10 protein-coding genes are annotated in these 12,294 nt (G+C 60.3%); 5 read left to right on the top strand and 5 right to left on the bottom strand.

From position 1 onward, the window contains the following. Nucleotides 1-42 precede the first annotated feature (42 nt). Together galE and C8J36_RS07435 are read left to right on the top strand one after the other, a co-directional pair. Nucleotides 43-1,038, top strand: a complete 996-nt coding sequence (galE, locus tag C8J36_RS07440; protein ID WP_132533759.1) for a UDP-glucose 4-epimerase GalE — start codon at nt 43-45, stop codon at nt 1,036-1,038. A 125-nt stretch (nt 1,039-1,163) separates the two neighbouring features. Then, entirely contained in the window at nt 1,164-2,327 is a 1,164-nt protein-coding gene (locus C8J36_RS07435) for a nucleotide sugar dehydrogenase (protein ID WP_132533757.1), read from the top strand. 101 nt (nt 2,328-2,428) lie between these two features. Here C8J36_RS07435 and C8J36_RS07430 read toward each other — a convergent pair whose 3' ends face one another. Further along, complete coding sequence (locus C8J36_RS07430; protein ID WP_132533755.1) at nt 2,429-2,611, bottom strand: hypothetical protein; 183 nt, start codon at nt 2,609-2,611, stop codon at nt 2,429-2,431. Nucleotides 2,612-2,978: 367 nt separating this feature from the next. Between C8J36_RS07430 and C8J36_RS07425 the strand changes: the two genes are divergently transcribed. After that, nucleotides 2,979-3,680, top strand: a complete 702-nt coding sequence (locus tag C8J36_RS07425) for a sugar transferase (protein ID WP_132533753.1) — start codon at nt 2,979-2,981, stop codon at nt 3,678-3,680. Nucleotides 3,681-3,919: 239 nt separating this feature from the next. Here C8J36_RS07425 and C8J36_RS07420 read toward each other — a convergent pair whose 3' ends face one another. The 3 genes from C8J36_RS07420 to C8J36_RS07410 all read right to left on the bottom strand — a co-directional run bounded on the left by C8J36_RS07420 (nt 3,920) and on the right by C8J36_RS07410 (nt 6,860). Beyond that, nucleotides 3,920-4,573: a hypothetical protein gene (locus tag C8J36_RS07420; protein ID WP_132533751.1), complete on the bottom strand. Its 654-nt coding sequence runs from the start codon at nt 4,571-4,573 to the stop codon at nt 3,920-3,922. 155 nt (nt 4,574-4,728) lie between these two features. Continuing rightward, nucleotides 4,729-5,316 (bottom strand): hypothetical protein, encoded by a 588-nt coding sequence (locus C8J36_RS07415; RefSeq protein ID WP_062594768.1) that lies wholly within the window; start codon nt 5,314-5,316, stop codon nt 4,729-4,731. Between the two features lie 362 nt (nt 5,317-5,678). Further along, nucleotides 5,679-6,860, bottom strand: a complete 1,182-nt coding sequence (locus C8J36_RS07410; RefSeq protein ID WP_244481199.1) for a polysaccharide biosynthesis/export family protein — start codon at nt 6,858-6,860, stop codon at nt 5,679-5,681. 329 nt (nt 6,861-7,189) lie between these two features. Here C8J36_RS07410 and C8J36_RS07405 point away from each other — a divergent pair, with 329 nt between their 5' ends. Both C8J36_RS07405 and C8J36_RS07400 read left to right on the top strand, forming a co-directional pair. Beyond that, entirely contained in the window at nt 7,190-7,975 is a 786-nt protein-coding gene (locus tag C8J36_RS07405; protein WP_082477105.1) for a metallophosphoesterase, read from the top strand. A 46-nt stretch (nt 7,976-8,021) separates the two neighbouring features. Next, a complete protein-coding gene (locus C8J36_RS07400; protein WP_165914984.1) occupies nt 8,022-9,530 on the top strand; it encodes an O-antigen ligase family protein in 1,509 nt (502 codons plus the stop codon). Between the two features lie 228 nt (nt 9,531-9,758). On the opposite strand, the gene C8J36_RS07395 is transcribed toward C8J36_RS07400, so the two are convergent. Further along, nucleotides 9,759-11,978: a polysaccharide biosynthesis tyrosine autokinase gene (locus tag C8J36_RS07395; RefSeq protein WP_277995962.1), complete on the bottom strand. Its 2,220-nt coding sequence runs from the start codon at nt 11,976-11,978 to the stop codon at nt 9,759-9,761. Between the last annotated feature and the right edge of the window lie 316 nt (nt 11,979-12,294).

The raw sequence follows: 12,294 nt of genomic DNA, 5'->3' as shown, positions 1-12,294 counted from the left end.
CGCGCTGCATACCTGCGGCAAAGATCAACGGAGAGGCATGGCATGGCGGTACTTGTAACGGGTGGTGGCGGCTACATCGGCAGCCATATGGTTTGGGCTCTGCAGGAAGCGGGCGAGGAGGTGGTCGTCATCGACCGGCTTTCGACGGGGTTTCGCTGGGCGATCTCGCCCGAAGCGCGCTTTTATGAAGGCGACATCGCCGACGCTGCGCTGCTGGCGCGCATTTTCTCCGAAAACGCCGTCGATGCCGTGATCCACTTCGCCGGCTCGATCGTCGTGCCCGACAGCGTCAGCGACCCGCTCGGCTATTACGAGAACAACACCGTCAAGTCGCGTGCCCTGATCGAGAGCGTCGTGAAGGCCGGCATTCCGCACTTCGTCTTTTCCTCGACCGCGGCCGTCTACGGCACGCCGGATGTGCTGGAACCCGTGACCGAAACGGTGCCGCTTCGTCCGGAATCGCCCTATGGCTCGTCCAAGCTGATGACGGAGATCATGCTGCGCGATGCCGCCGCGGCCCATGATCTCACCTATACCGTGCTGCGCTATTTCAACGTCGCCGGTGCCGATCCGAAAGGCCGATCTGGTCAATCCTCCAAGACATCGACGCATCTGATCAAGATCGCCTGCGCCGTGGCGCTCGGCAAGCGCGCCTCCATGAACGTCTTCGGAACGGACTATCCGACGCCCGACGGCACCTGCGTGCGCGATTACATCCATGTGTGGGATCTCGTCCAGGCGCATTTGAAAGCGCTGCAGCGGATGCGCGCAGGCGGCGGATCGCTCGTCGCCAATTGCGGCTATGGGCACGGGTTCTCCGTTCTGGAGGTGCTCGACACGGTCAAACGCGTTCACGGCTCGGACTTTTCGGTCGAATTTGCCGGCCGGCGGGCAGGGGACCCCGCCATGATCGTCGCCAATCCGGCGCTCGCAATGCAGGAACTCGGCTGGACGCCGCAATATGACGATCTCGACGTGATCGTTCGGGATGCGCTCAACTGGGAGGATCGTCTCTCGCGCAGAAACGCGACCGAGTGACTTGTTGAACGGCCGTCTTCGCGTTAGGGCTTGCTGCGCTGCAGCATTTTGGCTGCCGGATACTTTACGACACGGCGAATGTGTCGGGCGAGCTCTCGTTCCTCCTGTGTAGAGAAGGTTTCACAATGAAAATAGCGGTCGCCGGTCTCGGCTACGTCGGGATTTCCAACGCCATGCTGCTGGCGCAGCACAATGAGGTCGTTGCCTACGATACCAATATCGACAAGGTCAATCTTTTGAATGCCGGGAAGTCTCCGATCGTTGATGCGGAAGTCTCGGACTATCTGGGTCGCGGACTGAATTTCCGGGCGACGGGCGACAAGACGGACGCCTATGCCGGCGCCGATTACGTCGTGGTCGCAACCCCGACCAACTACGACACGGCGACCAATCACTTCGACACGCGCTCGGTCGAAGCCGCGATTGCGGATGTGCTGTCGGTCAATCCGGATGCCGTCATCGTCATCAAGTCGACGATCCCGGTCGGATACACGAAACGGCTGCAGGAATCGCTCGGGCGTGAGGCCGTCATCTTCTCGCCGGAGTTCCTGCGCGAAGGCAAGGCGCTCTACGACAACCTCCACCCGTCGCGCATCGTGGTGGGCGAGCGGTCGGAACGCGCCCGGATCTTTGCCGAACTGCTCCTACAGGGCGCGATCAAGAAGGATGTGAAGATCCTTCTGACCGATTCCAGCGAGGCAGAGGCGATCAAGCTGTTCTCCAACACCTACCTCGCCATGCGCGTTGCCTATTTCAACGAGCTGGACACCTATTCCGAGATGCACGGCCTGGATGCCCGCCAGATCATCGACGGCGTCGGGCTCGATCCGCGCATCGGAACGCACTACAACAATCCGTCCTTCGGCTATGGCGGCTATTGCCTGCCCAAGGACACCAAGCAGCTCCTGGCGAACTACGATGCCGTTCCGCAATCGCTGATCGGTGCCATTGTCACGGCCAACACGGTCCGCAAGGACTTCATCGCCGACAGCATCCTGCGGCGCGATCCCAAGCGGGTCGGCATCTATCGCCTCGTGATGAAGACGGGATCCGACAATTTTCGCGATTCGTCCATTCAGGGCATCATGAAGCGCCTGAAGGCCAAGGGCATCGAGGTCGTCGTCTATGAGCCCTCCCTGCCGGGCACGGAGTTCTTCAAGTCGCCCCTGATCTCGGACCTCTCGGTCTTCAAGTCGACCTGCGACGTGATCGTCGCCAACCGCAACACGGCCGATCTCGCCGATGTCGCGGAGAAGGTCTACACGCGCGATCTGTTCGGGGCGGACTAACGATTGATGGCCGATGGCCGACGGTTTCGACCGTCGGCGTCGATCTCAAGCCGAGCGGGGCCGACCAGGCGCCGGCCCTCTCGATAGGCCGTCGAATGCGGTCAGAATCGGACCGCATCCGACGATCCGTCCGGCGATTTCGCCGTCGAATCCATCATGGCCGTTTCGCTCAGGCTTCCCGCTGTTGCGGTCTGGTAGAGGGCGAGTCCACCCTGAATGAGGACGGCCCAGAGGGCGATCGAAATACCGAATGCGGCGGACAAGCTCTTAAATCGCAAGGACATATGTGCCTCCTGTGTTGAGCCGAGGCTACGGTTTCGACCCTACGGAGCCGTTAATCCGCCAACTGTCCGTCAATCTTCTCAAGGGCTTGGTGAAATCTGCCTGAAGCAAAACGAGAAGATTTTACGCATCTCACACCTCAAACGCGTCTTTCCATGCATTCGCCGCATATCGTCCTCACGGTCACCATGTTTTTGATCGATTGAGTGGGCGCACATCGCCGGAAAACCTGGAAAGCCAGGACCGAGCTATGCGCCAGACGCATGGCAGCTGCCCGTAGTTAATAGAATCTCTAATTGGCGATGACAGATGGTTGATTATGAGGCATATTGCGATGCAACATGAGATGGCAACATTTTGGAGGCCTGCATGAAGGACTATGGTACGATGACCTATGCCGATGCAGCAACGATTTCCCGCGCTGCCCTGAACAAGGGCTCGGTCGCGGACGTGCAGAGCGGTAAGGCAGCGCACTTCGCTGCCAAGCGGGCGCTGGACTTCGCGGTCTCCTTGACGGCGTTGACGCTCCTGCTCCCGCTCTTCCTGCTTGTGTGCATCGCGATCCGGCTGGAAAGCCCGGGTTCGCCGATCTTCTCCCAGGTTCGCTGGGGCGTGAACGGCAAGCGGATCCGGATCTACAAGTTCCGGAGCATGCGGACGGACCTCTGCGACACCACCGGCGTCGCACAGACCACGAAGAACGATCCACGGATCACGCGCCTCGGCGCCATTCTGCGCAAGACGAGCATTGATGAGCTGCCGCAGCTCCTGAACGTTCTTCTCGGCCAGATGTCTCTGGTTGGCCCGCGTTGCCACGCCATCGGCATGCTGGCTGCGGATCGTCTCTATGAGGATCTGGTGCCGCACTACCATAACCGCCACATGGTCAAGCCCGGCCTGACCGGACTCGCACAGGTTCGCGGCCTCCGCGGCCCGACCACGGACCCGGTCAAGGCCCGCGCGCGCATCGCCTGCGACATCTATTACGTTCACAACTTCACCTTCTGGATGGACGTGAACATCATCGTGAAGACGGCATGGTCCGAACTTCGCGGTGGCACGGGCTTCTGATCGACCCCACTCATCGACCCCATCCGGTCGATCCGAAAATCACGAAACCGCAGCGATCGAAGGGTCGGCTGCGGTTTTTCTGTGTTCGGGTTCGAGCAGCCGAGACGTCTGCGCCACTAGCGCAGGAAGGGGAGGCGCAGGAAGGGGAGGCGGGGAAGGTCGTGACGACCCTCTTCGCGGACCCCGCGTGAAACTGCAAGCGCACGCCCCGCTTGGCGTGGCGGAGAGCGTCCCGCGTCTCAGTTCTTCGGAAGGTCGATCCCGGTCGAGGCGATCAGCTCCTGCAGGGCGGGACTGGGCGACAGCAGGACCTTGGGCTTCATGGCTTTGAAATAGGCGTCGTAGGCGACGATGTCGGCTCTTGCCGCCGGCTCGGCCGCCTTGATCGCAACGCGCGACATCCTGTTCCACATATCGATGCGGCCGATCAGCGTCGTGGTTTCCACCGGCGAGAGCTGCTGCGACCGCATCATCGCCGTGGCAATATCGGCCGTGGAGGCATCACTGGCCCAGCGGACGACCGCCAGACGAAGCCACAGGCCGCCGTCTGTGGGAAAACAGGTCAACCCACGCGTCGCAAACGCGCCGGCCTGGACAAGCGCCTTCTGCCATTTGGCGGGGTCTGTCGATGCGGTGTTCAGCCGGTCCAGCGTGTAGAACCGCGTCGTCATCACGGCCGTGACGACGTCATAGCGACAGGGGATGTCCACAGCGTCCATCTTGTCCAGCAAGGTCTCGATATAGTCGGCGCTGACCGGCTTGCCGTCTTCGATGAGTTGCGCGGCGTAGAGCAGGTCGTAGGAGCGAACCGTGGTCTGCAATTGCGCAATGGAGCCGGCCAGAAACAGCAATGGCACGGGGACAAACAAGAGCATCTTGAGCGGAAAGCCCATTCTTGCTCTCGGCGTCCTCGTCGTCATGCCTGAATACCCGTCTTGCAAAAGGGCTCTTGAAAACGCCCCGTTTAAAAAAATGCCGGTTCAAAATAAAAAACGCCGCACGTTTGAAAAAACGTCCGGCGTTCTCAGATTTCAAGACTCTTGAAAAATCAGTTCGGGCTTGTCAGAAGCCGGGTCGTCCTGCTCGAGGAAGAGCTGAAGGGCGAGCCCTGACCGTTGCCGTCGAACGATCCCGAGGTCGTCGGGATGGAGTCATCACCGGATGCGCCGGCGCCACCGCCAGCCGCGCCATTGCCGCCGATACCCGAAGCGCCACTCGATGCGCCGCCGGCACCATTGCTCACCGAAGCCGTCTGAACTTCGGAGAGACCCGCGACGAAGGCAAGGCTGAGCGCTTCGCTGTTCATCTCGGCAACCTTCGCCTGGATCATGGCTGCATAAGGCGGGCTTGCCTTGGCGCAGATCGTCGCAGCGCGGGCCAGTCCCTGACCGATGGCCAGAACCTGTGCCTTATTTGCCGCTGCCGACAGAGCCACGACTTTGTCGAGCGTCGTCGAGCTGGATCCCACAAGACCGTTGACGCGGCTGGACAGGACCATGCCGCCGGATTCGGTGCCCTGCAGAAGCGCTGACGGGTCGTCGGTGAACTCCGAAACCTTCTCGTCCGTCAACTTGGCCGGAGGCAGGAGGCAGGAAACCGTCTCCGGTGCTTCCGGTGTCGTCGCCGCCACGGTCACGGGAGGTGTCGCCGTCGGTGCCGCAGGTGCAGCCGGCTGCGCCACAGGCACGACCGGAGCTGCGCCCGAACCCGTTGGTGCAACACTCGGTTGCGAAGATGTGACGGCCGGTGCAGGCACGGACGGCGCTGTCGCGCCTGCTGCCGTATCCTGCGCAAAAGCGCTGCCGGCTGAGAGGCTTGCGATCACAGCGACCGAAAGAAAGTACCTGCTTTTGTAAGTAGAAATATAAGCGGCCATAGCAAGCTCCTCACAAGAAACGTTGTCTTTTTGATCTCACGGAACGCCAGCTGATGCAACTGTTTGTTGTTAACTTTTTAGAAAGCATTCAACATCGTTAAGCCGGCTCCCGTTTTAACCGATTAGAGCGCCTTTCCTGCATCACGTGTATTGACGACATCGGAGCTCACACCCGAAGCCGTCGACGTCACAGAATTCAGGATGTCGAGGAACTTGATGACTTCGACCGAGTCCGCGTTCGTGACGTACAGGATATCCTTGTCCTGCATCGGGAACTTCTGGATGAGGAAGAAGGACGAGGGATCACGCAGATTGGCCCGGAAGATGACGGGAACCTTGTCGCTCGGATAGCGCGAGACATCGGCGCCGAGACTTCTCAGGAACTCCTTGCCGACGACGCGGTAGAGGAGAACCTGGCCCGGGTTCGCGCGGCCGTCCAGGAGACCGCCGGCCTTGCCGAGGGCTTCACCCATGGTGAGGTTCGATTCTTCGAAGTCGAAGCGACCGTTTTCGCCGGACGCGCCGAATGCCAGGAAGGTCCGGCGCTCGCGGTCGACGATGACGGTATCGCCGGGCGCGATGAAGATGTTCTCGCTCGGCGTGTTGATCAGGTGGTTGTAAAGAATGGTGGCCGTACGCCCGCGGCGCTGCAGCGTCACATAGGTTTCTTCACCCGGCGTGCTCAAGCCGCCTGCGCGGGAGAGGACGTCGAGGATGCGGTCGCCGGCTTCCGTCAGCTCGATCTTCGCAGGGTCCTTGACGTCGCCGAGGACCGCGGCCTGTGCCGAAATGCTGGTGACCTTCGTGATGACGACCTGAGGCTCGATCGCGCGGTTGGCGAGCGCATTCTCCAGATCGGCCTGCACGGCATCGACCGAGCGACCGGCAGCCTGGACCCGTCCCGCATAGGGAACGCTGATCGTGCCGTTCCGGTCGATCGTCTGGTCCGGCAGGTTCACGAAGTTCCCGGAACGCGCACCGGCATCCGCCGGAATGAACAATCCGCCGGCCTGGGATTCAAAAATCGAAACGCGCACGACGTCGCCCACACCGAGCGGCAGCGACGGGGCACCGCCCCTGCCTCCGCCGAAGCTGCCCTGAAGCGAAGAATTGACCGCCGTCGCAACATTCGCGATGACCGCGGTTGTGATATCGACCAGGGCGTAGTCGACATTGGCGACGCGCTTGTGCCCCTGCTTGGGCGCCGCACTGACCCGAATGGCGGCCTGCGAGGTGATATCCCGTTCGGAAGGTCCGGAGCTGGGCGTGGACGTGCACCCCGTCAACGCTACAGATGCCATCATTGATAAAATATACGTGTTTCGATAGGGCAATTTCATTCTCCGTAGATAGACGGACCATAACAGACCATTACGAATTGTGCATTAATAAGCTATTACACACAGCAAGGATGGATGTGGAGAAGTGAAATACCGTCGCAAGTGTTGCCGAGCTGCAACAAGTATAGGGATAAGGACGGCCTTCACGGGATTCCTATTACCAGATGATGACATATCTCAAAACATTGCCCCGATTACGTTTGATTTGTGGGCTTTAAGAATCCACATCGCCAGAGCCCTTTAGAATAAACTTACCTTAGGTCTCACGAGTCCGCAGAGAGAATACACTTTCGATGAAGTCTTTATTACATACATTCGGTTTTCGCAAATCGAACCCGGCGCTTTCACGGCAGAAAAGGGGACGTCTGAACCTGGATGGGATCGAAAAGCGATATTCTCTTTATGCAGTGGGCGACGTGCATGGTTGTCTCAGAGAGTTGCACGCGATCGAAGCTCAAATTCGCGAGGATGTTCGGGTTCGGCAACGGTTTGGGATTATTATCTACCTTGGAGATTACGTTGATCGCGGCCCGCAGTCTGCGGCGGTACTCGATCATCTTTGCCAAGCGCCGCCGAACGAATTCCGACGGCTGCCGCTCTGTGGAAATCATGACGACATGTTCTTGAGATTTTTTCGCAATCCCGCAAGACATCTTAATTGGCTAGAGATGGGGGGAGAGGAAACGCTGAAATCCTACTCCATCGATATCGGGCGCTACCTCGGCCGAAGGAAGGACATGGCCGGACTGCGCGCAATCATGAAGGAGCGCATTCCGGAACAACATCTGGCGTTTCTCGATAAACTCTACATTTCCCTCAAAGTCGGCAAATTCCTGTTCGTCCATGCCGGGATCAAGCCGGGATTGCCGATCCAGCAGCAGACGGATCACGATCTGATGTGGATACGCGAACCCTTTCTGTCGGAAGGGTCCGGAAGCCCGCTGACCGTGGTGCATGGCCATACGATGACGATGGAACCGGTGTTTGGTAACAAGCGCATCGGAATTGACACCGGCGCCTACATGACGGGGAGGTTGAGTGCGGTGCGGATTTTCAACGATGTCTGCGAGGTGCTCTGACGTGCAGAGAAGAATGAATCGACGGCCGTCGGCGAGACGGAATGACTTGGAGCCGGCTCGGGCGGATAACGGCCTGCTGCGCTTTTCACGACAGGCGGTTACGCTCGGCTACTGGTGCGTCCTCGTGTTTGCGGTGATGTCCTACGGTGCGAATACCGCGCTTTCCCTCAGCCTTGCCAGTGCTCTGGCCTGCATGGTCCTCATTCTCGCCTTTCTGACGCAGGGCGAACCATCGACCGGGCGCAAACCCTTCTGGTTCGCGCTCGGCCTGCTGCTTGCGCTGTCGGTCTGGTCCTGGGTGCAGACCTTGCCCTGGCCTGCAAGCCCGGTGGAGGAAGGGCTTTGGCAGCCTGTCCAAACCCTGGCGCCGGAGGCGCAAGCCTCGGGTTCCGTCTCGTCGGGAGACACCATGCTCGGCCTGCTCAAGGCGGCCCTGCCGATTTCCGTGTTCATGGCCTCTCTCGTTCTGTTCGATCGGGAGGAGAGGGCCGTGCGCGCCTTCAAGGTCGTCGCGACCCTCGGCGGCGTCGTGGCGATCATCGGCGTGCTCCAGTTTGCGATGACGCCCGACGTCCTTCTCTTGCAGCCGAAACTCTTCTATCGCGACAGTCTGACGGGCCCCTTCGTCAACCGCAACACGGCGGGGACGTTCTTCGGTGTCGCCTCGATCATGCTGCTCGCGCTGGCCGTGCATGCGGCAACCAAGATTGACCGATACAGGCTTTTGAGTCTTCTCAATGTCGGCGGTCGGCTGGAACAGCCGAAGGAAGTTGCCGCGGCGGGCGCGTTCGGGGGTCTCTTTCTCGTTGCGCTCGCCGCCGAGTTCCTGACGAATTCCCGCGCAGCAACCGTCATAACCTTCGTCTCGCTCGTCTGCTTGATCCTGCTCCTCACCTTCGGCGCTCGCTATCGGCCCCCGAGGCGCAGACGCCGGGCCGGGTGGAAGAGGACCGCCCGGAGACTTGGCATTGCTGCCGTTCTCGTCTGGATCCCGCTTCTGGTGTTCTCGGTGCTGAGCAGCCGGGTGCAGCAGCGTTTTGAGGAAAGCGGTGCCTTCGATCCGCGCTTTTGTGCCGTCCATGCCATCTGGTCGGCGACGGCGGATCATTGGCCGAAAGGCGCCGGCTTGACGAGTTTTCAGGAAGTCTACCCCGCCTACCGCGAACCCGCCTGCGGCGTTCACGGGATCTGGGACAAGGCCCATAACTTCTATCTGGAAGGTCTGCTCGCGCTCGGGATCTTCTTCCCGATCGCGCTGATCGCGTCGGCAGGGGTGATCGGGCGAATATTCTGGAAAGGCTTTGCAGGGAGGAAGAGCCGCTCCTATCTCGTCGCGGCCGGGTTCTGTGCAACCCTGCTCGTTGCAGCGCATGCCGCCTTCGATTTTTCGCTCCAGATCCCTGGCTTCGCAACGTTCTTTGCCGCCGTCCTCGGTCCCGTCACGACGATTTGCCTGAAGAAGAACGGGCCGGTGCAAACGAGCGCGAGCGAGAACCCACTGCGCTTGCCATCAGACACTGGCATTCTGGAAAATGAAGGGCTGAGAGGCGCCTGAGCGTGCCGGCGGCTGAACGTTTCCGTCAACCCGTGACGAGGAGGACGTTTCAGCGCCGGTCCGGGAGACGTGGGAGCCGGTGTCCGCAGCTCTGCCCGATCGCTGATAAACTAAATGGGCTCACCAACGTTCGAGCGCGGAAGCCTGCAAGGACGGAGGGACGTAAAGGGCGATACCGAACAAGCACCACCGGAGGGGCTTCGAGCGCCTCCGGTGTGGACCGCTCGATCAGCCTTCCTGATAGTACTGCGAATAGCGCGAATGATAATACTCGCTCGATCCGTAGGACCGGTAGAGCTTCATCTTCTCGTTATCGACCTTGTTGAGGATCACGCCGAGGCATTTCGAGGCGATTTGCGGCTCGGTGTTCAACGTATGACGAACGACCCGACGCGCGGTCTGGCCCCATTCCACCACATAGATGAAGCCGTCGATGATCGTGCTGGCCATGGCGCGGGCATCGACGACCGGTCCGATCGGCGGAAGATCGACGATGATGTAGTCGAAATGCTGGGACAGTTTCGCGATGAGGCCGCGCATCGCCGGCGAGATCAGCAATTCCGAGGAATGGGGCACGCGATGCTTGATCACGGCCGGAAGGAACGCAAGCTTGGTCCGCGGGTTCGACAGAAGGACGTCCTGAGGGGCCTTGTCGTCCAGAAGGATCTCCAGAATGCCAGCCTGGGCATGACGGGCCAGCATGCGGGTCGTTCCCGGGTTTCGAAGGTCGGCGTCGATCAGCACCGTCCGGTTGCCCTGGCTCGCCAGAAGCTCGGCAAAATTCGTCGATACGGTGGACTTGCCTTCTCCCGGCAGGGTCGACACGATCCCGATGACCTTGCACTTGTTGCTCAGGATCGACAGATCCGCAGCGATTTTCGCGCTCCGCAACGTTTCGGCGAAAGCGGAGAGGGGATTGTCGAGGACGTAATCCGAAATTGAACTCTGCTTGTTGATCAGCCTTGGATTGACCTCGCCGACCTGCAGCGCGTTGCGCGGCTGCTTCGACTCGATCACGAGCGGCGCTGCGCCGAGATATTCCTGTTTCAGAATATCGCGCACCTGATCTCCCGTGCGGAAGAACCGATCGCGGAATTCGCGGAAGGCGCCGACACCCGTGCCTGCAGCCGCACCCATGACGACGAAGAGCGCGAGAACCAAAGGCTTGCGAGGAAAGCTTGCCTTCTCCGGCGCTGAGGCGCTGGAAATGATGCGCGCTTCCGTCACGGGGAAGGACTGCTGCTGGACGGCTTCCTGATAGCGCTGCAGGAACGTCTGGTACAAGGTGCGATACGTGTCGGATTCCCGTTCAAGTTCGCGCAGCTGAACTTGGGTCTCATTGGCCGTCGCGCTGATATTGGTCGCCTTGGACACGCTGTCCTGCAGGCTCTTCTCGCGCGCAGCCGCCACATCGACCTCGCTTCGATAGCTCTCGGCGATGCGGTTCACTTCTTCAAACATCAAACGCTTGTATTCCGCCATCTCGGCACGAAGACGGACGGCCTGCACGTGGTTTGGACCGAGCTTCTTGGAAATCTCGCCTTCGAGCTTGGCCGAGTCCAGATATTTCTTGCGCAGTTCCGTCGAGACCGAGCTGTCGAGCACGTCCGTCACGATGGCGTCGGACTGGCCGGAGGAGACGATGCTCTGGATACGGTCGAGACGTGCCCTGGCCTTGGCCGTTTCGGCCTGGGCGGTGATCAGCGCGGTGTTCAGCTCGGAGAGCTGCTGATCGGAAACCAGCTGGGAGCCCGTGGAGACCAGTCCGTTCGCGGTGCGGAACTTCTGAACCGCAAGGTCGGTCTCCAGCGCCTTCTGGCGAAGTTCGACGATACGCTCCTGAAGCCAGGCGCTGGCGCGGCGGGTCGACTCGTATTTGGAGTTCAGCTTGTCAACGACATAGGCGTCGCCGATTGCGTTGGCGATCCTCGCTGCCATCTGCGGCGAGGGAGAGGTATAGCCGATGCGCAGCACATAGGTTTTGCCCACCCGGTCGACCGACATATTGCGGGAGAGAATCAGCTGTGCCTGAGCGCGTCGCGCCTGGGCGTCGTCTTCGACCTGATTGGAGGCGAACCACTTCGGGATGTTCATCAAGGCGCGGACGGGGGCCAGAACCGTGCCGAGGATCGAGCGTGGCTCGGCCATGAAGATCGGATCTTCGCCCAGTTTCAGCTTGTCGACGACAGCAAGGCCGATCGTCTCCGACGTCAGGACTTCGATCTGGCTGAGGAGCGCCGTTTCATCCTCGAGGCCGGCGCCCGACATCGAAAGCTCTTCGACCAACTGGTTCTTCTCGGCGTCGAGGAGAACGCTGATGTCGGCCGTGTAAAGCGGCACAGCCGTCATGACATAGAGCAAGCCTGCAAGCGCAGCCAAAAACGCGGCAGCGGCGACCACGCGCCATTGGCGCCGGGCAATGCCCAGCATCCATTCGATATCGAGCACATCGAACTGATTGCCGCCGGTCTTCTCGTTCTGGAAATGCCCGACGAAATCACTATTGTGGACTTGCAATGTCGTACCTCGTTGCTGTCGTTTCCCGATCCGGGCATCGGAAACGGAGCTACCGCGCCAAGCCGGGGGAAACCGAAGCCAGATTGCTGGCCGTAACAAATCACACTAACCCGGGAATAAGACAGTTTATGGCTTTTCCAAGCCCTGGAGGCCTACAAAAAGCAGCTCATTCCATCAGGTGCTAGCATTCTCTAAATTCAGTGTCTCTGTGCGAGGGCCGCGGCCTATCGCTGAACGTCTGGCGTGT

The sequence above is a fragment of the Rhizobium sp. PP-F2F-G48 genome (assembly GCF_004342335.1).
GTDB lineage: Bacteria > Pseudomonadota > Alphaproteobacteria > Rhizobiales > Rhizobiaceae > Ferranicluibacter.
This window is presented reverse-complemented; position numbering and strand designations above follow the sequence as displayed.

Excerpts from the sequence above, each read along its gene's own strand:
- galE (WP_132533759.1), top strand. The coding sequence starts at position 43 with ATGGCGGTACTTGTAACGGGTGGTGGCGGCTACATCGGCAGCCATATG.
- C8J36_RS07435 (WP_132533757.1), top strand. The coding sequence starts at position 1,164 with ATGAAAATAGCGGTCGCCGGTCTCGGCTACGTCGGGATTTCCAACGCC.
- C8J36_RS07430 (WP_132533755.1), bottom strand. The coding sequence starts at position 2,611 with ATGTCCTTGCGATTTAAGAGCTTGTCCGCCGCATTCGGTATTTCGATC.
- C8J36_RS07425 (WP_132533753.1), top strand. The coding sequence starts at position 2,979 with ATGAAGGACTATGGTACGATGACCTATGCCGATGCAGCAACGATTTCC.
- C8J36_RS07420 (WP_132533751.1), bottom strand. The coding sequence starts at position 4,573 with ATGGGCTTTCCGCTCAAGATGCTCTTGTTTGTCCCCGTGCCATTGCTG.
- C8J36_RS07410 (WP_244481199.1), bottom strand. The coding sequence starts at position 6,860 with ATGATGGCATCTGTAGCGTTGACGGGGTGCACGTCCACGCCCAGCTCC.
- C8J36_RS07405 (WP_082477105.1), top strand. The coding sequence starts at position 7,190 with ATGAAGTCTTTATTACATACATTCGGTTTTCGCAAATCGAACCCGGCG.